Here is a 22,072-nt window from a genome sequence, read left to right on the forward strand (position 1 = left end):
ACCGGCGTGGACGGACCTTCCCCGCAGCCGGGCGTCGGCGAGCTGAGTCCCGCCGAGTTCGCGTCGGCGGTCACGGCGATCACGTCCGCATTCGGTGATCCGACCCGACGCGAGATCTACCTCTTCGCCCACGAGCACGACGCCGGCATCACCGCCGGCGACGCTGCGAAGCGCTTCGACCTCCATGCCAACGTCGCCCGGCACCATCTCGACAAGCTGGTTGCGGGTGGGCACCTCGAGATCGATCTCGCCCGGACCGCCGGCGGCGTCGGGCGCCCGTCGAAGCGCTATCGCGCCACCAGCCCCCACGTCCGCCTCGAAGTCTCGGTGCGCCACGACGACATCCTCGTGTCGTTGCTCGGACGGGCTCTGGCGATGCTCCCGCCGGAGTCGGCCGAGCAGATGGCCGAGCAGGTCGGGATCGAGTACGGCAAGGCGATGGCGGCCGCCATCGATCCGTCGGAGACACACCGCTCCTATCAGGGTGCGCTCCACGCCGTCGCCGACGCCCTCTCGGCCCACGGCTTCGCGGCCCGGGCCGAGTCCGACGGTGACGAGTACCAGATCGTCGCCCAGAACTGCCCGTTCGGGGATGCCGTCGTCGAGCACCCCGTCATCTGTGCCGTCGACCGCGGCATCGTGCAGGGAATGCTCGGCTTCCTCCACGGCCCCGCCGGCACCGACACGGCGTCGTCGAAACCCCAGGGTGACGACATCTGCGTCACCCACGTCACGCTCTAGGCGACCACTTCCGCCGGACGTCGGCGCGTTCGGCTTCGGAGTAGAAGTGGGTCGCGTACTGCGTCGAGAGCTTCCGCTCGAGGAAGTCATCCGGCAGCACCGCCTCCCTGCGGAACCGCTGGTAGCTGTCGCCGTACTCCTTCGCGTCACCGACGTTGGCCGAGGCCAGCGAGAAGTCGGCCTCACCGAGGAATGCTGCGATGGCTCGCTCCTTCGCGTCGTCGGGGGTCTCCAGGCGGAGTACGAGGATCTCGCCGCCGGCGGACGGAATCACCTGCACGCCCTCGGCGTGGGGGAACGGATGCTCGTAGACATCGACACCGAGGACGGGTTCGAACTCGCGTTGGAACCAGCGCCCCTCGTCGAGTTGGCGCTCATGGGCGACGAGAATCTCCGTCAGCTCCTCCGTCGAGTGGCTCGACCTCGCCAGCGGCACACCGACGAACCGTTCGAAGTTGTGGAAGAAGTTCGAAACCGAACGGCCCACCGGTTCCCTCACCAGCGTGATCAGCTTGAAGGGGCGACCCTTCTCCACGACGCGTCGGGCCACCGCGTCGGCATGGAAGAAGTGGGCCCGGATGGGCAAGCCGCGTTCACGGGACCATTGCTTCGCCGCCTCGATCCGAGGTCGGTGGAGATGATGGGTCTGGACGGCGAGCGGGTGCCCCGCCGTCGGAAACGACGACGAGACCGAGGTCGATCCGACCTTGCCCATCTGGAACACGATCACGGGTTCCCCGCCCCGGGCGGCCACGACGTCGAGTCGACGCGCGAACCGCCAGCCCTCGATCGACATCGCCCATTCGTGGAGGCGTGGCGACCGTTCGAGGCGGCGGGTGAACGAGCGAAGCTGCACTCCGTCGATTATGCGGCACGACGCTGATCGACGCGCCGCTCCCAGCCCACCTTGGTCCAGTCCTGATGGAACCGCCGATCGCGGCCGGTGCGACGGTCACCCTCCATCGTCGCAACGGCCTGATCGGCGATCCATCGGTCGACGCCGTCGAGCTCGGTCACCAGCTCGCCGAGCCGGCTCCTTGTCACGACGGCGAAGGCACCACATGACCCCAAGTCACGGGGAGTCCAATCCTCGTTGACCACCAGGAGAACCTGGGTTGTGGGGCTCGCGGCACGCAAGTCGGGAATGGCGTCCCAACCTGTCGGACCCACGAGGTCGTTTTCCACGACGACCACGTCGGGTGCCCGATCCTTGCGAACAAGGTGCTGGAGAAGCATCTCGCCGTTGATCGCCGACGCGGCCGCGCCGGCCACGGCGTAGCCCGCCGATGCGACCAGCGATTCGATCACGTCGATGTTCGTCGCGATGACCACCGCACTGCGCCCTGAAGCTTCTGGGCCCTCACCCATCGCACTCCTTCCAACACCCACCATTGCTAGTGGCGGGTAGGGCGCGAAACATGGGCCATACGGCCCATTTGCGGCCCGCCTAGTCGCCCCAGAACCGCTGCTCGGCAAAGGGATCGCCGAGGTTGTGATAGCCGTTCTGCTCCCAGAATCCGGGGCGATCCCGGTCGACGAGCTCGATCGCACGCAGCCACTTCACGGACTTCCAGAAATAGAGGTGGGGCACGAGGGTGCGCACCGGGAATCCGTGGTCGACGGTGAGGGGCGCACCATCGTGGGCCCACGTCACGAGGGCGTGGTCGCCGGTGGTGTGCTCGATGGGCAGGTTTGCGGTGTAGCCGTGTTCACCGTGCATGACGACATGGGTCGCGCTCGGGAAGGCGCCGGCCAGCCGGTACAGATCACGCATGCGAATGCCGGTCCACGTCGTGTCGAACTTCGACCATTTCGTGACGCAGTGGATGTCGGTGACCACCTCGACCGAGGGCAGTGCGGTGAGGTCGGCGAACGACAACACGAGGTCTCGCTCCACGAGGCCGAAGATGCGCAGATCCCAGTCCGACAGGTCGTCGGCATAGATCATCGGTGCGCCGACGTGCAGCACCGGGAAACGGTCGGTGTGGTACTGCCCGGGCGGAAGACGGTCCGGATCGATACCGGCCTCCGCCAGCGCCTTGCGGTTGCGATCGAAAAACCCCATGGGAACGAGTCTGCCCGACCACGACCCGCCCCCCACTGCCGCCCTAGACTCCCGACCCGGTGTCCCTCTATCTCGTTCGCCATGCATCGGCCGTCGACCGCAGCCGCTGGAGTCTCGACGACCTCGAGCGACCCCTCGACCGCCGCGGTGGGATCCAGGCCGAGGCGATCACCGCCCACTTCTCGGCCCACGGCCTCCGCGGCGTCTGGTCCTCGCAGGCGGTCCGGTGTGTCGACACGGTGCTCGGTACTGCTGCCGCCCACGGTCTCACCGTCGAGATCCGAGCCGAACTCACCGAGGGCGCCTCGCCCAACGCCCTGCTCGAACTGCTCAGGGAGGAGGCCGGGGTCAAGGGTGATCTGGTCATGTGCAGCCATGGCGACCTCATCCCCGAGGTGCTCAACCGGCTTCTCCGCGACGGCATGTCGGTCCTCGGCGCACGCGGGTGCGAGAAGGGCAGCATCTGGGAGCTCGAGACACGCGGCCGCGACATCACGCAGGGCCGCTACACGCCGACTCCCTGACGCTCACCGGTTGTCGAGCATGCCCGCGGGACCGGGTCCGGTCGCGGGGTCGGACGGTGCCGTCTCCCCCCGACTTTCCATGACACGCACGGACGAGGAGACTCCGTGGATGACGATCGCCGCGCACCACCCGACCGCCGAGGCCGAGGAGCGACTCGGCGCCGGTTTCTCGGCCCGGACACTCGAGCCCGGCCGCCCGGCGAGTACCGATCCGGAGTTCTTCGCCGACGACCCGGCCGTCGTCGGTGAACGATCCGGCGCGGTCGTCGTGACGCCGACCAGCGGGGGTGATCGGAGCTGGGACGACATCGTCCGCGAGCGCCCCGAGTTGGCCGCGTGGGCGGCGGAGCGCTGGCTGGCGAACCGCCCGCCGCTCCCCGACGTGCCCCGCGGCTATCCCACGGCCCGAGACGGCTACCACCGCCTCGCCTACGGGGTGGTCGCCGAAGCGCGCCGACTTACCAACACGAAGTTCGGCCTCCGTTTCACCCGGGGCGGGTTCGGGACGCCCTTCTTCGGCGACGACGAACAGGTGCGGATCGAGCACGGTCGGCTGGTTCACCAGCGACGCGACTCTGCGGACAGCATCGCGATCACCACACTGCGCGCCGCCGCCGACTTCCTCGGCATCGAACCGGGGACCGATGCCGCCGAGCACGACTCCCCTTCGCTCGGCGATCTCGACGCCGATCTCGGAGCGACGCCCGCGACCGGTGCATTCCTGGCCGCGTGGTTCGGCTTCGCCTGGTCCGCGCTCGAGGAACTGCGCCTCACCGACGGTGCCGTCGACGTCGACCGCACTCAACTGTGGCCCGGGCACTTCGACCCGGCGATTGCGATGGGCCGGGCCGAGACAGGCGGGCGAGCCACCTACGGCGCATCGCCCGGCGACGCCGACCACGACGAGCCGTATCTCTACGTGGGTGCGTGGGGCGACGTCGACCGCACCGACCCCTATTGGAACGAGACCGCCTTCAACGGGGCGTCGATGTCGTACGCGGAACTGCGCGCCGCGGACGACCAACTCGCGACGGCCATCGAGTTCTTCCGCGGCGGCCACCGGCGACTCGCGCCCGCCGACTGATCAGCCCTGATCAGCCCCCGATGGGGATGATCTCTCCCTCTTCTTCCTTGTCGGGGAGCACGCTCACCGAAGAGAAGCACATCTCGTCGACGGTGCCCTCGTTCCAGGTGATGTAACGGGGCTCGTCGGTGTGGACCCGGGTGCGGTCCCACCAACACTCGAACCGGATGGTGTCGGAACGGTCGATGCGGATGTCCTCGACGAGGTCGTAGTTGAGCTGCCACTCGAAGTCCCAGTTCGGGATGTCGAGCAACACCTGCTCCTCGGGCGTGTCGGGGTTGAGCGTCATCTTGTAGGAGTGACCGAACTCGTGCATGTGGCCGAGCACGGTGTAGATCGTGCCGGCGTTGCGGGCCCGCATGTCGCAGGAGCTGTGGCCGATCGTGCCGTCGAGGTCGTCGTAGTCGTCGACGGTGCCGCCGCATCCCCGGATCAACCCATCCGGGATGAAGGTGGCGAACAGGTCGTACTTCTCGCCGATCTCCCTCAGCACTTCTTCTCGATTGCAGAAGTTGCGGTACCCCTCGATCGTGGCCTCGCGCTCGTCGGCGATCGCCTGCTCCTCGGGCGTACACGGGATCTCGGCCGGGGTCAGGTAGGTCGACCCGGCGATGGCGGTGATGCCCTCCTGCTGGGTCGCCGGAATCTCGTCGAGGATGATCTGCGAGCCATCGGCCGGCGCCTCGTGGTCGAAGTGGTAGTGGGTCTGGTTGATGATCATGTAGCCCGGCGGGATGAAGAGGCCGTAGCCGTCGGGATACACCGTCGGGCTCTGGCCCGGGGCCCAGCCGCCCATGTTGCGCACGCCGTCGCTGCGGAGGTTCGACGTACCGAAACAGGTCCAGCCGGGTCGGCCGTCGGCGCCGGACCGCTCGTTGATCTCGTCGAGGGCCGAGTCGGGAGCGAGATAGATGATCGAGTGGTGGACGACCCTCGTCTGGTCGGGACGGAACTCATAGCCCCGGATCCAGGTGCCATCGCCCTCCGGGTCGGCGACCTCGTGGACCTGGCAGCGGTAGTCGTCCTTGAGCACCGGCTCGCCGGTCTCGTCGAGCAGACCCGCGTACTTCCCGTCGCGGGGATCGATGACCTGGTCCTCCTCGATCGGAATGATCGCCTGTCCGCGGGCGACCAACGGCGTGTCGGGGGCGATGTCGAGGCCACCGCCGTCGGCAGCCCACTCGCCCAGCGTCGCGATCTCGTCGTCGGTGAGTTCCCACGAGTGTTCGAACTCCGGGCTGTCACCTCCCGGCAGCCAGGGCGGCATGAAGCGGATCTCGGTGACGAGAGCGATGTCGTCGGCGATCTCTGCGGCCTGTCCGGCGGTGTCGAACGCGAGCGTGTCCCAGCCGGGGCCGCCCGCCGTATGACACGAGACGCAGTTCTGCTCGAGGATCGGCTGGACCTCGGCCGCGAACGCCCCGCCACCGACGGCGAACTCGGGGACGTCGGTCTCGAGGTCGGCATCGGCCTCGCTGCCGAGCTGGACCCGATCAGCGACGAGGTCGAAGGTCAGCGTGACTTCGTCGTCGGTGTGGGCGAGACGGGCGACGTTGATCGGCCCGACGCCGTAGGTCGAGCTGAGGATCACGGCCGACACCTCGGCCGTCAGCTGGTCGCGACCGACGGTCACCGTGCCGGCGAACGTCTCCTCGCTGGTGGTCTCCTTCACCGTGAGATTGCCGGTGAGCGAGATGTCGTAGGTGCCGCCCTCGGTGAACTCGACATCGAGACCGTCGATCGAGACGGTCTCGAACCGGGCGAAGGGCCAGTGGGTGGACTCGAGGAAGTCGTGACGCAAGCGCTTGTCGCGAAGGTTGGAGTCGGAGTCGAACATCTCGACGTTGACCACGACCTCGCCGATGCGACTCTGGGTCGGGTCCTCGACATTGATGACGATGTCGCCGGCCACGACGGTGGTGACGCCAACGGCCAGGCTCTCGTTGCCGGCGAGGCGCTCCGCCACCGCGTAGCTGACCTCCGAACCATTGTTGGGGGCGACGCGATAGAGACGCTCCGTGGCGTCGTCGATGTCGTCGATGGTCTCGGCCGAGACACCCTGGGTCTCGGCTTCGTCACTGCTGAAGATCCAGTCCCACTGGTCCTTCGTCACGATCGCCGCCGTTCCCAGGAGGATCACGACGAGGATGGACAGGCGACCGAGGTCGAGCTTTCGGAGGCGGGCCATCGGGCCAGTATTGCCAACGAAGTGGCACTTGGCACATCTTGCCCACGATTTTCGTCGGACACCGGGGTCAGCGACGGTCACCCACGGCGGTCAGCCGAGGGCCTCGCGGAGTCCGAACTGGAAGATGAAGTTCTCGAGATCCTCACGCTCGGCGTCGAGGTCGTCGTAGGCCGCGAGGTCGAGCCGCGACTGGTCGAGCTGATCGACGTAGAAGCCGACGAACGCCCGAAAGACCAGGGCCTGCGGGTCGTCGGGCGCGAGTTCGAGGGCCCTCGTCAAGTCGTCGTAGCCGCGCTCCATGATGCCCAGCGCCTCGGTGCCGACCTCGATCGCGACCAATGCCTGGAAGAACCCGGAGTAGGACAACACCTCCACGTCGTCGGGCCGCTGGGCCAGGATCTCCTCGTAGAGGAGGATGCCGCGATCGGGTTCGGTCGAGAGCACCGACTCGGCGGCGAGGTTGACGTCGGTCATCGTGAGACCCGACGTCTCGAACGAATCGGGCTCGCCGGTGAAGAGGAGAGCCTCGACGATCCGGATGCGCAGCCCCTGGCCCCGCACGAGCTGCTCGATGAACGGCGGGGCGTCGAGCGCGTCGAGCGCGGCGAGATGGCCGGCCGCCGTCACCGGGTCGCCGAGATCCATGGCGATCGCCGCCGCGAAGACCAGCGCGTCGGGATACTCGGGATCGGCGCGGACGGCGTCCTCCACGAAGGGCTGGGCGCCCTCGGGGTCGCCGTCGAGGCGGGTGAGCCAGCCCCGATAGGCCAGCGCCTCGGCATCGGAGGGCTCGTCGACGAGCACCTCGTCGTAGATCTCCAGGGCCCGGTCGGGATCGGTCCCGAGCAACTGACTGGCCTCGAACTTTCGCTGACGGACGGTCTCGCGGATGTCGCCGGTGAGGCCGCCGTCGCCGCGGCTGCCCGAGAAGTCGGCGATCAACACCCCGGCGAGGCCGGCGACGGCCACCACCAGCACCGTCCAGGCGACCATCCGACGCCACGAACGGGCGACGACCGGCTCGGCTGCGGCAGGGGTGTCGCCGGGTACACCCTCGACCGCCCGGATGAGTCGCGCCGCGCGGGTCGTGTAGTCGGACTTCAGCGCCCGATAGTCGGCCTCGTCGAGATCGCCCGCCTCGTACTCCGCCTCGAGATCGTCGATCGACGCGAGGACGAAGTCGAGTTCCTCGCGCGCCGACCCGGCGGGCTCAGTCATCGGACGTGACCGCTCGGGCTGCGTCGACCAGCGCACGATCCTCGGCTGACGCCTCGAGCACGGCTTCCTGCTTCCATCGCCGGAACACGACCACGAGACCGGAGAGTGCGACCGCCCCGAACACGATCGGGAGGATCCACACCAGACTCGTGACGCCGTCACCCGAGGGCGTGTAGTCGACGTCCTCACCGAACAGGCCCCGCAGTTCGGCGCGGATGTAGTCGTCGCTGCGGCCCTCGTCGATCCATTTGGCGATGGAGATCCGGATGTTCCTCGCGACCGGCGCGTTCGACTCGGCCACCGACTGCCCGTTGCACACCGGGCAACCGATCGTCTTCGAGATCGCGTAGGCGCGATCGGCATCGGTGCGCGGTGCCCCTTCGTCGATCGATGCGTAGAGGAACGCCGAGAGCGCCACGATGGCGACGCCGAGCCAGAGCATCAGCCGGCGGGTCATGTGTTCGCCTCCTGCCAGGCCTGGATCACGGCTTCGAGGTCGACCTTGCGGATCCCGCCGAGCAGCTTCGTGATCACTTCGCCGTCGGGGGCGATCAACACCGATTCGGGCACGAGCGGTACGCCGTAGGCCACCGCGATCGGCCCGGTGTCGGCCGCGAGCACGGGCCAGTCGCCCCCGAACTCCTCGAAGAAGTCCCGGATGTTCGACGGCTCGTCGTCGAAGGCGACCGACACGAGCGTGGCGAACCCCGACGGGCCGTAGGCCTCGTCGAAGGCGACGAGCTCGGGGTGCTCCTGGCGACAGGGAATGCAGGTGGTCTGGAAGAAGTTCACGATCACGAAGCTGCCGCGATGGTCGTCGAGATCGAACTGGTCACCGTCGATCGTGGTCCCGACGATCGGTGGCGCGACGTCGCCTTCGAGGTTGAAGCTGTCGAAGCCGGTGTCGCCGCGGTCGCCGGTGGCGAGCACGCCGATGAAGACGAGCATCACGACCGCGACGGGGGCCACGATCCACACGGCCTTCAGCGAAGACGAGCGCGGCTCCGGCGAATCGGTCACACCAACTCCTCGACCGGCGACTCGGTGTCGGGCGACTCGGGCTCGGACGACCCGGAAGCGAGCACGCCAGACCCGGGGAGTGGCGCGCTGACCGGCATGATCGGGTTGCGACGCTTGCCGGGAACCACTGCGAGCAGGGTTCCCACCGCCATGATCAGACCGCCGATCCACAGCCACACGACCAGTGGCTGGATGGTGACGCGGATCACGACCTGGCCGGTGGACACGCCGGCATCGTCGACCGGGAAGCTGTCGACCGACAGGGCCACGTCGTCGAACACGGTGGACCGCACCGATGCGATGCCGACCCGCTGGCCGGCGAAGGGGTACGCGGCGATGCCCGGCTCGTAGACCTGGCCGCCGTCGATGCGGATCGCCACCCGCTGCTCGGACCGGTTCGGATACTCGCGGAAGTCGATCCCCTCGAAGGTCAGGTCGTGGCCCGCGAAGGTCGCGGTCTGACCGGGTTCGAGCAGGAAGGTGTCCTGACGCACGTAGGCGTTGCTCGCCGCGAACGCCACGGCGATCATGACCACGCCGAGATGCACGATCATCCCGCCGTTGGTGCGCCCGACGAAGCCGCGCCAACCCTGACGCCGTGTCGCGAGCACGACCTGTCGCAGCGCCGCGCCCCCGGCGAAGCCACCGAGCCCGAAGGCGAGCGTCGGGGCCCAGCCTCGGGCCCCGATCACGACCGACAGCACCATCGCTCCTGCGCCGATCCAGGCGGGCCAGATCAACCGCTCGGCCAGAACGCCCGACGATGCCTTGCGCCACGGCAGGACGGGGGCGACGGCCATCAGGAACAGGAGCGTGAACCCGATCGGCATGGTCATGCGATCGAAGTAGGGGTTCCCCACCGAGATCCGATCGTCGTTGATCGTCTCGACGATCAGCGGGAAGACGGTGCCGAGCAGCACCACGAAGGCGAACGCCGCGAAGAGCACGTTGTTGGCCAGGAACGCGCCCTCACGCGAGATCGGCGAGTCGATGCGGCCGGGTGACCGGAGTTGGTCGCCGCGCCACGCGATGAGCCCGAGCGACACCACCACGATCAGTCCGAAGAAGCCGAGCAGCGCCGGCCCGACCGACGACTCGGAGAACGCATGGACCGACTCGATCACACCGGAACGGGTGATGAAGGTGCCGAGGATGGTCAGGGCGAACGTGGAGACCACCAGCGACAGGTTCCACACCCGCAACATGCCGCGCCGCTCCTGCACCATGACCGAGTGGATGAACGCGGTACCGGTCAGCCACGGGAGCAGCGACGCGTTCTCGACGGGGTCCCATGCCCAGTAGCCACCCCAGCCGAGGGTCTCGTAGCTCCACCACGCGCCGAGCACGATCCCGAGGGTGAGGAATCCCCAGGCGATGACGGTCCACCGCCGGGTCGCGAGCAGCCAGCCCTCACCCACCCGGCCCGTGACCAGCGCGCCGATGGCGAACGCGAACGGGACGGTGAAGCCGACATAACCGAGGTAGAGGATCGGCGGATGGAACGCCATGAGGATGTGGCTCTGGAGCAGCGGATTCGGCCCGGGGCCGTCGTAACCGACCGGCGGGTCGAACGATCGGAAGGGGTTCGACGGCCCCACCATCAACAGGAAGAAGAAGGCACACACCACGAAGAGCGTGAGCATCACCCAGGCCATCATCGGGTCGTCGCGCTTCTCGCGGAACTTCACGACGACGGCGGTGACATAGCCGGTGAGGATGAAGGTCCACAGCAGGATCGATCCCTCGAGGGCCGACCAGAGTGTGGCGACGTTGAACACCGGCGGGGTCTGGTTCGAACCGTGTTCGGCGACGAACTGGATCGTGAAGTCGCGGGTGATCAGGGCCCGCTCCATCCAGATGATGGACAGCGCCGCCATGGCCAGCATCACGCCCACCAGCCAACGGGTGTCGCGCCACCAGGTCGGGCGATGACCGAGCAGGCCGAGCACCACCACACTGATCCCGGTGAGCGAGGCCGCGGCGCCGAGCGCGATGATCACCGCACCGACGGCGGCGCTGCTCATGGGGCGCAGCCCTCGACCGCTGGTTCGACCTGGGCGTTGCTCTCGGCGAGCCGCTCGTCGTAGTTCTCGTCGTTGATGTAGTCGTTGTCGTGCTTCACCCGCATCCGGTCGGATGCGTAGTACCAGCCATCGTCGGCGAGCGGGTGGAATCCGACCACGTCGGGCGAACCCTCGACCCAGTTGCCGTCGAGCACGACCGCGGTCCCACCTTCGAAGAGCTCGGCCGGTTCGCCGCGGTGGACCACATCGACGAGCACGCCTTCGAAGGCGACGGAGAACGCCGTCACCACCTCTTCACCCTGGCTTCCCGAGACGATCGAGCAACCGACCGGGGTTCCCTGGAGGGTGAAGCGGTCGTCGCCGAGCTCGGCCCGTTCCGCAACGGCCTCGTCGGCGTTGTAGAAGAACAGCGCGCCGGTCAGGAGGTTCCAGACCAGCACGACGACCGCGATGACGACGGCGAGGCCGATCAGCGCGGGAACCCAGCGCCGTTGGCGTCGCCGGCCGGCCCGGGGCTCCTGGGGGGCGAGCGTGTCGGTCATGATTCCTCGGCCGTCATCCAACGGCGGCGCTCGACGGGAACTCTCGCCGCGAGTCGTCTGCCGCGGCGCAGCAGGGTCGCGGCGTAGATGCCGCCGACGGCGAGGGTGGTGCCCCAGCCCACGAGCAGGTAGCCGAGATGTGTCACACCGTCTCCTTCGTCGCTTCGCCCTCGGCCCGACGCTCCTCGAGGGCGCGGTCGAGATCGGTGGACCGCAGCTCGCGTTCGAGCCAGGCGATACGGAAGCGGTGCAGCACCGCCCACCAGAAGAAGAGGCCCCAGACCACCAGCCCGACCACGAGCGTGAAGAGGGTCATGTCCTCGAGGTTGCCGTCGGTCAGCGACGACTTCTGATGCAGGGTGTTGTTCTCCCACCACTCCACCGACCGGTTCACGATCGGGATGACCGCGGCCGAGAGGACGCCGACGATCGCCGCCCGTGTCGCCGTGGCCGATTCGGGCCCACCCAACGACCGCACCGAGAGATAGCCGATCATCATCAGGAAGAGGATGAGCGTGGTGACGAGGCGGACGTCGCCCCAGTCCCAGTAGGTGTTCCAGGTCGGCCGACCCCAGATCGAACCGGTGAACAGCGTGAGGCCACAGAAGAGGACCCCGATCTCGGCCGCCGCCGCCGCCACGGTGTCCCACCAGACCGAGCGGCGCACGAGCCACATCACCGAACCGATCGCGGTGGTCATGAACGCCACGTAGGTGAGGATCGCCGACGGCACGTGGACGAAGATCATCCGGACGGCGTCTCGTTGCTCGTCGTCCTCCGGCGCCACGAACCACCCGAGGAGGAACAGCGCCACCACGCCGAGGATCACGGCCGCGCCGAGCAGCCGGGTGGTGCGGCTCCCGGTGTGGTTGATCTCCTGCATCTCAGGTCTCCTCCAGTAGGACGCCGTAGGCCAATGCTCCCAGCACCGTGTTGATCGCGCCGAACCCGGCGAGAAGACCGAGCCAGGCCCAGCCATCGACGGCGACCGTGCCGAGAGCGTCGTCGAACGCTCGGGCGGCACCGATCAACACCGGCGCCAACACCGGGAGCAGGAGGATCGGCAGCACCGTCTCTCGCGCCCGAACGCCGGCAACCAGCGCGCCCAGCAGCGTACCGCTGGCCGCGATCCCAACGGTCGCGACCGCGCAGGTCGACACCAGCAGCGGCACGGACTCGACGGAGGCATCGAAGAGCACGATCACCCCACCGACGAGGACGAGCTCGACGAACAGCAGCTGTACCGCCACGGCGAGCGCCTTGCCGAGGAACACCGCGGCCGGTTCGACCCCGGCGAGGAGCAACGCCCGGCGGGCGCCGTCGGTGGTCTCGATCGCCGTGGACCGCTGCACCGACATCAGGCCGACGAACAGCACGGTGATCCAGTACAGCCCGCTCGTCGCCGCGTCGAGTACCGGCCGGTTGGCGTCGAGGGCGAACCCGAACAGCACCAGCACCAGCAGGGCGAACGGCAGCACCTGCGAAAGGGTCACCCGCGAGCGCCACTCGATGCGGAGGTCCTTGGCGGCGACCAGCCGGATGTCAGCCAGCATCGGTGACGTCTCCCGTGATGGTGCCACCGGAGACCGTGATCCGACGGGTGGCGAGGTCGAGCGTGCGGTCGACCTCGTGCGACGACAACAAGACGGTCGCGCCGGCCGCCGCGGCATCGCCCACGAGACGGTCGACGAGATCCCGACCGGATGGGTCGAGACCGGCGTGGGGCTCGTCGAGCAACCAGAGCCGGGGTCGCCGCACGACCACCGCGGCCAGCGCGACCCGCCGCCGTTGCCCGGCCGACAGCAGCCCGACCGACACGTCGTGGAGCCGATCGGCGACACCGAGGCGGGCCATGGCCGGCTCGACCGCGGCGGGGTCGACCCGCGACGCCCTCGCCCAGAAATCGAGGTTCTCGCGAACCGTCAGGTCGTCGTAGAGGGCGGTGTCGTGTCCGAGCAGACCGACCGAGCGGCGGATGACCGGACGCTCGGTGTCGAGATCGTGGCCCAGCACCGATCCCTCGCCCGACTCGAGCCGCATGAGTCCGGCGCAGAGCCGCAGCAGCGTCGACTTGCCCGCCCCGTTGGGTCCCTGGAGCAGCACGACCTCGCCCTCACCGACCTCGAGATCGATGCCCGCGAGGGCGGGGAAACGACCGATCAGGGCGACCGCGGCGCGCAGCCGGATGATGGACACGACGAAAACGCTATCGGCGACCGTGCTCAGCTCGCCCCTGCGTGCGCCGATAGGTTGCGCGTATGACCGGGTTTCTCGCCGATGAGTGAGGTGCCGACGAGCGCACGTGTGCTCGGCGCCGTCGGCCGTGGCCTGATCACCGCCGGTGTCGTCGTGCTGCTGTTCGTGGTGTTCCAGCTGTGGGGCACCAACCTCCAGGAAGCCCGCGCCCAGGACGGCCTGCGCGACGAATTCGACGGCACGCTCGCCGATGCCCAGTCACAACTCGCCGCGCTCGGCAGCGACGAGATCCCTGCGGGCGAGACCGACACCGAACCCGGCACCCAGCCCAGCCCGGTCACCTCGTCGACGCTCCCCGGGGGGCTCACGGCCGAGGTGCTGCGCTACTTCTTCCCCGAAGACGGCGACGCGGTCGCACGGATCGAGATCCCCTCCATCGGCGTCGACAAGATCGTGGTCAGCGGCGTCCAGGTCGCCGACCTGCGCAAGGGTCCCGGCCAGTACCCGGGCACCGCCGCGGTGGGCACCACCGGCAACACCTCCATCGCCGGTCACCGCACCACCTACGGCGCCCCGTTCAACCGTGTCGACGAACTCGCCCCGGGTGACGAGATCCACGTGACCGGCATCCTCGGCCGGTTCACGTACCGGGTCATGGATCCCGAGATCGCGTACGCCGAGCAGATCACGACCGTCGACGAGTACGACGGCGGCCACGTGATCGTCCGGCCGACGGCGACCTGGGTGCTCGGCGACTTCGGCGACAACCGCCTCACCCTCACCGCATGCCACCCCGAGCTCTCGAGCCGCCAGCGCATCATCGTCGCCGCGGAACTCGTGGAGGCTCCCGCCGACGCCCCGGCGTTCGATCCCGAGACGATCGCGGCGCTCACCGACGACGGTGCGACCATCGCCGGCGAGGACGGCACCGACACGACATCGCCAAGCGGATCGCCGAGCGGATCGCCGACCGAGTCCTCCGGCGATGCGGTGGACGCGCCCGCGCGCCCGGCGATCGCCGACCTCGACGACGGCCTCGACGGCGAACGCGAGGCGATCCCCGGCGCGGTGCTGTGGATGCTGGCGGCGACGACGATCTGGGTGATCGGCGGCGTGCTCGGACGCCGGTACTTCACCGAACGACTCCATCGGGTCGCCGTGCGCGGCGTCAGTCTCGTACCGGTGGCGGTCTGCCTGTGGTTCTCCTTCGAGATGATCGATCGAGCCCTCCCCGCCGGCTGAGCCATCTAGCCTCGACGACGTGCACTCCCGTTGGGCCGCGACGCCGGCCATCACGACATTCCTCCTCGCCGCGCTCGTGCTGTCCGCCTGCGGTGGCGACCAGGGCGACAGCGCGCCGGCCAACGACCCGGCCCAGTTCGCCGCCGAGAACCTCGCCGCCAACCCGGACTCCCAACGCGACGCCGATTCGGGGACCTCCACCGACGACACCGTCGCCGATGCGGACACGGACCCGGCGCCGCTCGATCCGACCCAGATCCCCGGCGAACCCGTCAACCAGTACAACCTCTCGGTGCGCGACTGCTTCGACCAGATCGAGGACCGCAGCGACGGCCTCCCGGTCACGATCACCACCAAGCTCCCGTGTGACGAGCCCCACCACTTCGAGGTGTTCGCACAGCTCACCTACCCGGCCGAACACCCGTCGATCTATCCGGGCGATGCCGTCATCAGGGACTACGCGCTCGCGTCGTGCTACCGGAAGTTCAGCTCATGGGTGGGCTCGGAGTACGAGCTCTCCGACCTCGAGATCGGTGTCATCATCCCGACGCAGGAGAACTTCGAGAGCAACGCCGCCCGCTACCGCGGCATCCACTGCTGGGTTCGCCACGAGGACGGCGAGCCGATGATCGGCACCTCGCGCGACTCCGGCTGGTAATTTTCGCCCGTGACACTCGCACCGATCATCCTCGCGGTGTGTGCGGGCCTCCTCGTCGGCTTCGTGCGCCGGGGTCGCCTGGCCTCGATCGCCCGCACCCGCATTCGCCGCCCCGAGTTCCTCGCGGTGGCGATCGGCGCCAGCCTGTTCGTCGACATGACCGACACCGGTCCGTCGGGATTGATCGCCCTGCTCGGCCTCGTCGGCGGACTCGCCTTCGCCGTCGTCAACCTCCACCTCGCCGGTATGACCGTGATCGCCGTGGGCATCACCGCCAACCTCCTTCCGATCGCCCTCAACGGCTCCATGCCGGTACGCCCCGATGCCTTGGTCGAGGCCGAGATGGTGACGGTCGACGAACTCCCCCGTGTCAGCCTCAACGGCGCCCGTGAACTCTCCGACGATTCGACGATCCTGCCGGCGCTCGGCGACACCTTCCCGGTGCGCTGGACGCATCAGGTCGTGTCCATCGGCGACCTCGTCATGATGGTCGGCCTCGCCGACCTCGTCGCCAACCTCATGCTCCAGCGCCGGCGCCGCCGCCTGCACCCGAGCGCGCTACCGGCCCTCGAAGCGCTCGGCTGGCGCGAGGAGATCGACCTCACGTCCGAGGTCGGCGTGACCCGTGTCGACCTCCGCGACGAGATCGACCTGCGCGACCGGATGGAACCCGGCTGGATCGACGCGGATCAGAACGATCCGGCGACGCCCGGCTGAGCGACCGCCATCAGGAGCGCCAACCCGGTCCACGACTGAGGGATCGCGCCGAGACCCACCCCGGTGTCGCCGTTCCAGTACTCGGCCAACCCCGACTCGATCGCACCCGACACGGTCGTGGTGCGCACGACTTCGGCGGCGTCGGCCTCGCCCGCCCGGTCGAGGGCGATCCAGAGCAGATAGGCGAGCTGTGGCCAGACCGGCCCGCGCCAGTAGGTCGAGGCCGCATACGTCGGTTCGCCGACGTGCACACCACGGGGACCGAACGCGGACGCATAGGCATCCTCGTCGAGCAGCTCCTCGACCACGCGGTGTCGGGCCCTGCGGTCGGCGGTCACCAACAGCGGGAGCAGACCATCGGCGGTGCGGCTGCGGCCCGAACCGGTCTCGGTCGGCCCGACGTCGACCCAGGTCCGCAGATCCCGGTCGAAGCGGGCATCGATCGAACCCACGAGTTCGTCGACCGCCGCGCTCATCGACCCGTCGCCGGTCGCCGACGCGAGTTCGCGTGCATTGAACGCGACCAGCGCGTTGAACCCGACCGAGGCCACGGGGAACTTCGGGTTGTGGAGGGGTTCGCCGGCATCGCCGCGCTCGACGTGGGCGAGCAGGTCGACCTTGTGGACCCGCCAGCGCTCCAGTTCGAAACCCTCGCCGGGGCAGAGGTCGTCCCAGCGGGGTGAGTCGTCACACCCCGTCTCCCACGGGTGGACGATCTCGATCAGGCCGCCGGTGCGACGTCGGCCGTGCAAGAGGTGGCTCAGCGCCCGGGCGGCCGCGTCGACGAGCGCCGGCGGCACCTCGATCCCGCGCCGCACGAGCTCGGCGACGGTGTGGCCGAACATCGGCGGCTGGGTGATCGACGAGGCCCCTCGCCTCCCCCACAACTCGACCGGCCGCTCCGGATCGAGCTGATAGCCCATGTGGGCGACGAATCCGGCCGAGTCGATCGTCGACAGGGCCGCCGACAGCTCGGCGACGGCACGTTCGGGCTCACCCAACTCGGCCCAGATCAGCGAGTGGAAGCAGCTGTCCCAGAGCCAGAGCCACGGGTAGACCTCGGTGTTCGGCGCCGTGTAGCCCTCCGACTCCACCCAGGCGGCGTCGAGGGCGGCGCGGACGTCGCCGCGGAGATTCGGGGTGCGGTCGGGTGGATCTCCCGGCATGGTGTCGTGCATGGGCAGCGCTGCGTTCGTCTCGTTCCGACTCGGAGTCACCGACGGCGTGTCGGTCGTGGCTCGCAACTGGCAACGGGCGTTCGAGCAGCTGGGCTACTCGGTGCACACCGTCGCCGGCGACGGGCCGGTCGATCGGACCGTACCGGGCCTCGCCATCGAGGCCACGGACCCGCCCACGACCGATGAGGTCCGAGCCGCGATCGGCGACGTCGATCTCGTCGTCGTCGAGAACCTCTGCACGATCCCACTGAACCTGCCGGCCGCCCGCGTGGTCGCCGAGGTCCTGGCCGGGCGACCGGCGATCCTCCATCACCACGACCCGCCCTGGCAGCGCGAACACTGGGCTCACATCACCGAACTGCCGCCGCGCGACCCGGCCTGGCGCCACGTCACGATCAACCAGCTGACGCGCCGGGAGATGCACGACCGCGGCTACGAGGCGACGTGCATCTACAACGGGTTCCCCGTCGCGACCGGCACCGGCGACCGGGCGGGAGTGCGCCGACGGCTCGGCATCGACGACGACACCCTCCTCCTCGCCCATCCGGTCCGGGCGATTCCTCGCAAGAACATCCCCGCCGCCGTGCGCCTCGCCGAACAACTGGGCGGCACCTACTGGTTGTGGGGTCCCGCCGAGGACGGCTACGACGACGAGTTGGCGCGCATCCTCGCCGCCGCGACCTGCCCGGTGGTGCGGGGCACGAGCGGGGAATCGGCCGTCGACCTCTACGGCGCCGCCGACGCCGTGTTGTTCCCCAGCACCTGGGAGGGGTTCGGCAATCCCCCCGTCGAGGCGGCCATCCACCGAGTCCCGTGTGCGGTCGGTTCCTACCCCGTGGCCGATGAACTGCGGGCCCTCGGGCTGGAGTGGTATCCGGCCGACGACCCCGAGCCACTGCGCCACGCGATCGAGCACCCCGACGAGGCCCGACTCGAACGGAACCGACGCATCGCGGTCGAACGATTGTCGCTCGATGCCATGCGCGACGAGATCGCCGCCCTCCTCGCCGAGCCGGGGTGGCTGGCCGGGCGCCTACAGTGAACGCCGTGGCCCCCGACGACGATCCGATCCTCATCCAGCGGGCCAAGGCACTCCGGCTCGCCAACACGGGACAGCGGATCGGCTACCTGCTCTACGCCATCGCGATCATCGTGTTCCTCATCGGCCTCGTGACCGACTTCAACGGCACCGTCTCCGCGATCGTGACCTTCGGGGTCATCGCGGGGTCGATCGTCCTCGCCCCCGCCATCCTCGCGGGCTACGCGGTGAAGGCAGCTGTTCGAGACGACCTGGAGCACGGTCGAGACATCGGCTGACCCGGCGCGTTCGCTAGGGTGCCGCCGTGACCGTCCGCCTTCCCGCCGCCGAACGACGAGTGCAGCTGCTCGCGGCCGCGCGTTCGGTGTTCGCGGCGGAGGGATTCCAGAGCGCGACGATGGAGACGGTCGCCGGCGAGGCGGGCATCACCAAGCCGGTGCTCTACCAACACTTCTCGTCGAAACGGGAGCTCTTCCTCGAGCTACTCCGCGATGTCGGCGACCGGCTCGCCGCCGAGGTCGGCGAGGCCGCCCGGGCCGCGCCGACGGGAGAGGCGAAGGTCGTCGAGGGGTTCGCCGCCTACTTCCGTTTCGTCGACGATCACCCCGACGACTTCCGTCTCCTCTTCGGAGAAGGGGTCCGCACCGACCCCGACTTCGCGCGGGCCGTGGCCGACGTCGAGCGTCAGCTGGCGATCTTCATCGCCGCCCTGATCGAGATCGACGACCTGAACGAGGCCGACCGGCTGGTGCTCGCCCACGGCATTCTCGGCATGGCCGAAGCCACGGGCCGACACTGGATCGCGGCCGGCGGACACGGCGATGTCGATGCCCTCGCGGCGCGGGTGGCCGATCTCGCCTGGCTGGGACTACGGGGTCGACGGCGCTGACCACACCGCTCTCATGAAGCAGCTCTCATGAGCAGCTCTCATGAAACAGTGCGGCCGCCGTGTTCGGGCGGCGGCGTGATGTCGATCGGCTCCGCCGGAATCTCCCCCGCCACCAGGGCGGGCAGGAACTCCCGCAACCGGTAGGGCACGGTCGGCTCGTCGTTGGCCAGCAGGTCGTCGAGGGTCCACCACTGCGCCCCCTGGAACGCAGCCGCTTCGAGCGCCTCGAGGCCCCGCGGGTTGTATTCGCCCCCGTCACACCAGGCGACATGGATGAAGTCGTCGGACTCGAAGTGGTAGCCGGCGAAGGTGTACTCGGTCTGCTGGGTCCAGACACACGGCCCCATCTCGACATCGGGAATGCCGGTCTCCTCGTGCAACTCGCGCAGTGCGGCATGCCCCGACGGCTCGCCTCGCCCCATTCCCCCGCCGGGGATCTCCCACCACTCGGGCTTGTAGGGATCGACAGGATCCTCCGCACGGATCAGGAAGATCCGACCTTCCCGGTCGAGAAGCACCGTGCGGGCACAGGGGCGCCGGAAGCTGAAGGACATTCGCGGCAACCTAGCCCTTCGGGGCGATCTCTCGGAGGAGGACTTCCTGGGCGACCGACGCGACGTGGACACCGTCGCGGGTCCAGATCTCACCGAACGAGATGCCACGGGCGCCGTAGACCCCCGACGACCGGAAGTCGTGGAGGCACCACTCGTCGGCCCGCGCCGGCCGATGGAACCAGACCGTGTGGTCGAGACTCGCGCCCATGTAGGGATGCTCGTAGTCCTCCTCCATGACGAATCGCGCCCGCCCGGCGGGGTGGACGATCTCGACCGCGTCGGTCGCCACGTCGTCGCTGGCGAAGGCATGACCGAGCAGGTGCATCAGCGGGTCGTCGCCGATGTCGGGCACCCGGACCCACGCCCGGGCCAGGTTCTCGTCGTGGGGCATCGGCCGCCGTTGGAGGAGCGGGGACCAGTCGACCGCGGGCAGATCCTCGGGCGGCGCGACCGGAGACGGCATACCGATCGACGTCGCATCGGCCGCCTCCTCGTGGATCTGGAACGAGGCCGAGAGGTTGAGGATCGCACCGCTGGACTGGCGGGCGACCACCCGTCGGGTGACGAACGAACGTCCGTCGCGAATACGGTCGACCTCGAACCGGATGGGCTGATCGGAGTCGCCACCGCGGATGAAGTAGGCGTGCATCGAATGGGGGACGTAGCCGTCGGGGACGGTCCGCGCGGCGGCCCACAGCCCCTGGGCGGCGACCTGGCCGCCGTAGACCCGGCCCCACGGATAGCGAGCGCTCCCGCCGACCCACACATCGGGGCCGTGCTCGGCCATCTCGAACAACTGGGCGAAACGAGTGATGTCGCTGCTCACGGCCGTCGACCCTATCCAGCCGCGGTGCCGCCAACGCCCGCCACGTGCCACGATCACCCGGTGAGCACTCGGCCGTTCCAACTCCGCACCCTGACGATCGGCGACGATCCGGCGACCTGGGTGGCCGCCGGATTCATGGTCGACGGCGGCACGATCCGCGTGGGGAACACCATGATCTCGCTCGTCGGAACCGACCGGGGCAGAGGGATCCTCACGGCGAACGTCGACGGCCTCGCCGGACGGATCGACGGCATGCCCTTCGACGGTACGCAGCCCGACCCCGCCGAACCCGTGCCTGTCCACGCCAACGGCGTGATCGCCCTCGATCATCTCGTCGCCATGAGCCCCGACATGGACCGCACCACCGAGGCGCTGTCCCTCTCCGGCCTGGAACCGCGTCGGACCCGGACCTTCGACGCGGGCGGCAGCACCCGGCGGCAGTGCTTCTTCTGGATGGGCGACGTCATCCTCGAGCTGGCCGGCGACGACGACGCCCACGGCGACGGCCCGGCGCTCCTCTGGGGACTCGCGTTCACCTGTGCCGACCTCGACGAATCGGCCCGACGACTGGGCGAGCGACTCGGCCCTGCGAAACCCGCCGTTCAGAAGGCCCGGGAGATCGCGACGTTGCGCACGAAGGAACTCGACATCTCGGTTCCCATCGTGCTCATGTCCCCCCACCCCGACGACGACGCGCCCGAACCCGCCGATGCGTGAACTCGCCGCGGCCGGAGTCGCCGTCGCCGTGCTGCTCGCGGGCTGCAGCGCCTCCGACGCACCACCGACGCCCACCACTTCGACGACCACCCTGCTGCCGACGACCCTGCTCCCGACAACCCCGCTCCCGACAACCCCGCCGGCCACGACCGGCCGCCCTGTCACCACGTCGTCAACCACAACGACGACATCGACGGTGGCACCGCCGCGGGACCCGGCCGACCCGGACTATCCGACCGTTCCGCCCCGACCCACGCCGAGCTACCCGGTTGCCGGACGGTGACGGACCGCGCCGCTCGGCGTGATCCTCACCTCACCGCCGTCGGCATCGACCGGGGCGACGGCGGTGCCGTCGACGATCAGACTCATCGACTGGTCATCGGTCGCCGGCCACAGCACCGACACTGCGGAATTGTGGGCGAGGGCGGCCGCGGCCCGGCGGCCGATAGACACGATCATGTCGCCACCGTCGAACCCCACGATCGAGTGGGTGACGCGGGGCGGACCATCGGTCGACGACACCAACACGTAGGCGCTGTCGCCGAAATCGGCGGCCGCCGCCTCGATCTCCCCGACGGGTATCTGGATGCTCATGGGAGAAACCTAGCAACAGGGCTTTTGGCCCAGGGCAGACGTGCCGATGGAACCCC

Annotated in this window: 28 protein-coding genes; 11 read left to right on the forward strand and 17 right to left on the reverse strand. The window is 69.0% G+C overall.

Annotation, left to right across the window (positions count from 1 at the left end):
• Nucleotides 1-6 precede the first annotated feature (6 nt).
• Nucleotides 7-741: a helix-turn-helix domain-containing protein gene (locus R2707_09635; protein ID MEZ5245344.1), complete on the forward strand. Its 735-nt coding sequence runs from the start codon at nucleotides 7-9 to the stop codon at nucleotides 739-741.
• Here R2707_09635 and R2707_09640 read toward each other — a convergent pair.
• The 3 genes from R2707_09640 to R2707_09650 all read right to left on the reverse strand — a co-directional run bounded on the left by R2707_09640 (nucleotide 731) and on the right by R2707_09650 (nucleotide 2,806).
• Nucleotides 731-1,597 (reverse strand): putative capsular polysaccharide synthesis family protein, encoded by an 867-nt coding sequence (locus tag R2707_09640; protein MEZ5245345.1) that lies wholly within the window; start codon nucleotides 1,595-1,597, stop codon nucleotides 731-733. The genes R2707_09635 and R2707_09640 overlap by 11 nt on opposite strands.
• An 8-nt stretch (nucleotides 1,598-1,605) precedes the next feature.
• Nucleotides 1,606-2,073: a hypothetical protein gene (locus R2707_09645; GenBank protein MEZ5245346.1), complete on the reverse strand. Its 468-nt coding sequence runs from the start codon at nucleotides 2,071-2,073 to the stop codon at nucleotides 1,606-1,608.
• Between the two features lie 115 nt (nucleotides 2,074-2,188).
• The gene (locus R2707_09650; GenBank protein ID MEZ5245347.1) at nucleotides 2,189-2,806 is read right to left on the reverse strand and encodes a sulfite oxidase-like oxidoreductase; all 618 of its coding nucleotides are present in this window, start codon (nucleotides 2,804-2,806) and stop codon (nucleotides 2,189-2,191) included.
• A gap of 59 nt (nucleotides 2,807-2,865) precedes the next feature.
• Here R2707_09650 and R2707_09655 point away from each other — a divergent pair, with 59 nt between their 5' ends.
• Together R2707_09655 and R2707_09660 are read left to right on the forward strand one after the other, a co-directional pair.
• Nucleotides 2,866-3,330: a phosphoglycerate mutase family protein gene (locus R2707_09655; protein MEZ5245348.1), complete on the forward strand. Its 465-nt coding sequence runs from the start codon at nucleotides 2,866-2,868 to the stop codon at nucleotides 3,328-3,330.
• Nucleotides 3,331-3,439: 109 nt separating this feature from the next.
• Nucleotides 3,440-4,414: a hypothetical protein gene (locus R2707_09660; GenBank protein ID MEZ5245349.1), complete on the forward strand. Its 975-nt coding sequence runs from the start codon at nucleotides 3,440-3,442 to the stop codon at nucleotides 4,412-4,414.
• Nucleotides 4,415-4,424: 10 nt separating this feature from the next.
• Here R2707_09660 and R2707_09665 read toward each other — a convergent pair whose 3' ends face one another.
• The 10 genes from R2707_09665 to ccmA all read right to left on the reverse strand — a co-directional run bounded on the left by R2707_09665 (nucleotide 4,425) and on the right by ccmA (nucleotide 13,602).
• Nucleotides 4,425-6,602 carry a YceI family protein gene (locus R2707_09665; protein MEZ5245350.1) on the reverse strand — a complete coding sequence of 726 codons (2,178 nt, stop codon included), beginning with the start codon at nucleotides 6,600-6,602 and terminating at the stop codon, nucleotides 4,425-4,427.
• Nucleotides 6,603-6,692: 90 nt separating this feature from the next.
• Nucleotides 6,693-7,820, reverse strand: a complete 1,128-nt coding sequence (locus tag R2707_09670) for a hypothetical protein (GenBank protein MEZ5245351.1) — start codon at nucleotides 7,818-7,820, stop codon at nucleotides 6,693-6,695.
• Entirely contained in the window at nucleotides 7,813-8,277 is a 465-nt protein-coding gene (locus R2707_09675) for a cytochrome c-type biogenesis protein (GenBank protein ID MEZ5245352.1), read from the reverse strand. The genes R2707_09670 and R2707_09675 overlap by 8 nt, the downstream gene beginning before the upstream one ends.
• Entirely contained in the window at nucleotides 8,274-8,840 is a 567-nt protein-coding gene (locus tag R2707_09680) for a redoxin family protein (protein ID MEZ5245353.1), read from the reverse strand. The genes R2707_09675 and R2707_09680 overlap by 4 nt, the downstream gene beginning before the upstream one ends.
• Nucleotides 8,837-10,864: a heme lyase CcmF/NrfE family subunit gene (locus R2707_09685; protein MEZ5245354.1), complete on the reverse strand. Its 2,028-nt coding sequence runs from the start codon at nucleotides 10,862-10,864 to the stop codon at nucleotides 8,837-8,839. The genes R2707_09680 and R2707_09685 overlap by 4 nt, the downstream gene beginning before the upstream one ends.
• Nucleotides 10,861-11,406, reverse strand: coding sequence for a cytochrome c maturation protein CcmE (locus tag R2707_09690; protein MEZ5245355.1), 546 nt, complete (start codon nucleotides 11,404-11,406; stop codon nucleotides 10,861-10,863). Before R2707_09690 ends, R2707_09685 begins: the two co-directional genes overlap by 4 nt.
• On the reverse strand, nucleotides 11,403-11,552 hold the full coding sequence (locus R2707_09695; GenBank protein ID MEZ5245356.1) for a hypothetical protein: 150 nt from the start codon (nucleotides 11,550-11,552) through the stop codon (nucleotides 11,403-11,405). Before R2707_09695 ends, R2707_09690 begins: the two co-directional genes overlap by 4 nt.
• A complete protein-coding gene (gene ccsA, locus R2707_09700) occupies nucleotides 11,549-12,289 on the reverse strand; it encodes a cytochrome c biogenesis protein CcsA (GenBank protein ID MEZ5245357.1) in 741 nt (246 codons plus the stop codon). Before ccsA ends, R2707_09695 begins: the two co-directional genes overlap by 4 nt.
• Nucleotide 12,290: 1 nt before the next feature.
• Nucleotides 12,291-12,959, reverse strand: coding sequence for a heme exporter protein CcmB (locus R2707_09705; protein MEZ5245358.1), 669 nt, complete (start codon nucleotides 12,957-12,959; stop codon nucleotides 12,291-12,293).
• Nucleotides 12,949-13,602: a heme ABC exporter ATP-binding protein CcmA gene (gene ccmA / locus R2707_09710; protein MEZ5245359.1), complete on the reverse strand. Its 654-nt coding sequence runs from the start codon at nucleotides 13,600-13,602 to the stop codon at nucleotides 12,949-12,951. The genes R2707_09705 and ccmA overlap by 11 nt, the downstream gene beginning before the upstream one ends.
• A gap of 81 nt (nucleotides 13,603-13,683) precedes the next feature.
• On the opposite strand from ccmA, the gene R2707_09715 reads away from it, so the two are divergent.
• The 3 genes from R2707_09715 to R2707_09725 are packed head-to-tail and all read left to right on the forward strand — an operon-like array spanning nucleotide 13,684 to nucleotide 16,219.
• Nucleotides 13,684-14,844, forward strand: a complete 1,161-nt coding sequence (locus R2707_09715; GenBank protein ID MEZ5245360.1) for a sortase — start codon at nucleotides 13,684-13,686, stop codon at nucleotides 14,842-14,844.
• 19 nt (nucleotides 14,845-14,863) lie between these two features.
• Complete coding sequence (locus tag R2707_09720; protein ID MEZ5245361.1) at nucleotides 14,864-15,502, forward strand: hypothetical protein; 639 nt, start codon at nucleotides 14,864-14,866, stop codon at nucleotides 15,500-15,502.
• Between the two features lie 9 nt (nucleotides 15,503-15,511).
• Nucleotides 15,512-16,219 (forward strand): DUF5317 family protein, encoded by a 708-nt coding sequence (locus R2707_09725; protein MEZ5245362.1) that lies wholly within the window; start codon nucleotides 15,512-15,514, stop codon nucleotides 16,217-16,219.
• On the opposite strand, the gene R2707_09730 is transcribed toward R2707_09725, so the two are convergent.
• Nucleotides 16,192-17,397, reverse strand: coding sequence for a hypothetical protein (locus R2707_09730; protein MEZ5245363.1), 1,206 nt, complete (start codon nucleotides 17,395-17,397; stop codon nucleotides 16,192-16,194). The two genes, R2707_09725 and R2707_09730, sit on opposite strands and share 28 nt — an antisense overlap.
• Here R2707_09730 and R2707_09735 point away from each other — a divergent pair.
• Genes R2707_09735 through R2707_09745 form a run of 3 tightly spaced genes read left to right on the forward strand, consistent with a single transcriptional unit; the run spans nucleotide 17,396 to nucleotide 19,325 of the window.
• On the forward strand, nucleotides 17,396-18,439 hold the full coding sequence (locus R2707_09735) for a glycosyltransferase family 4 protein (protein ID MEZ5245364.1): 1,044 nt from the start codon (nucleotides 17,396-17,398) through the stop codon (nucleotides 18,437-18,439). The genes R2707_09730 and R2707_09735 overlap by 2 nt on opposite strands.
• Nucleotides 18,440-18,444: 5 nt before the next feature.
• Entirely contained in the window at nucleotides 18,445-18,714 is a 270-nt protein-coding gene (locus R2707_09740; GenBank protein ID MEZ5245365.1) for a hypothetical protein, read from the forward strand.
• Between the two features lie 26 nt (nucleotides 18,715-18,740).
• Nucleotides 18,741-19,325 carry a TetR/AcrR family transcriptional regulator gene (locus tag R2707_09745; protein ID MEZ5245366.1) on the forward strand — a complete coding sequence of 195 codons (585 nt, stop codon included), beginning with the start codon at nucleotides 18,741-18,743 and terminating at the stop codon, nucleotides 19,323-19,325.
• A gap of 38 nt (nucleotides 19,326-19,363) precedes the next feature.
• On the opposite strand, the gene R2707_09750 is transcribed toward R2707_09745, so the two are convergent.
• Together R2707_09750 and R2707_09755 are read right to left on the reverse strand one after the other, a co-directional pair.
• Nucleotides 19,364-19,879, reverse strand: coding sequence for an NUDIX domain-containing protein (locus tag R2707_09750; protein ID MEZ5245367.1), 516 nt, complete (start codon nucleotides 19,877-19,879; stop codon nucleotides 19,364-19,366).
• Between the two features lie 10 nt (nucleotides 19,880-19,889).
• Nucleotides 19,890-20,705 carry a thioesterase family protein gene (locus tag R2707_09755; GenBank protein ID MEZ5245368.1) on the reverse strand — a complete coding sequence of 272 codons (816 nt, stop codon included), beginning with the start codon at nucleotides 20,703-20,705 and terminating at the stop codon, nucleotides 19,890-19,892.
• 60 nt (nucleotides 20,706-20,765) lie between these two features.
• On the opposite strand from R2707_09755, the gene R2707_09760 reads away from it, so the two are divergent.
• Nucleotides 20,766-21,422 carry a hypothetical protein gene (locus R2707_09760; protein ID MEZ5245369.1) on the forward strand — a complete coding sequence of 219 codons (657 nt, stop codon included), beginning with the start codon at nucleotides 20,766-20,768 and terminating at the stop codon, nucleotides 21,420-21,422.
• On the forward strand, nucleotides 21,415-21,705 hold the full coding sequence (locus tag R2707_09765; protein MEZ5245370.1) for a hypothetical protein: 291 nt from the start codon (nucleotides 21,415-21,417) through the stop codon (nucleotides 21,703-21,705). Before R2707_09760 ends, R2707_09765 begins: the two co-directional genes overlap by 8 nt.
• Here R2707_09765 and R2707_09770 read toward each other — a convergent pair.
• Entirely contained in the window at nucleotides 21,684-22,016 is a 333-nt protein-coding gene (locus tag R2707_09770) for a hypothetical protein (protein MEZ5245371.1), read from the reverse strand. The genes R2707_09765 and R2707_09770 overlap by 22 nt on opposite strands.
• Between the last annotated feature and the right edge of the window lie 56 nt (nucleotides 22,017-22,072).

The organism is Acidimicrobiales bacterium (genome assembly GCA_041394245.1).
Taxonomy (GTDB): Bacteria; Actinomycetota; Acidimicrobiia; order Acidimicrobiales; family Aldehydirespiratoraceae; genus JAJRXC01.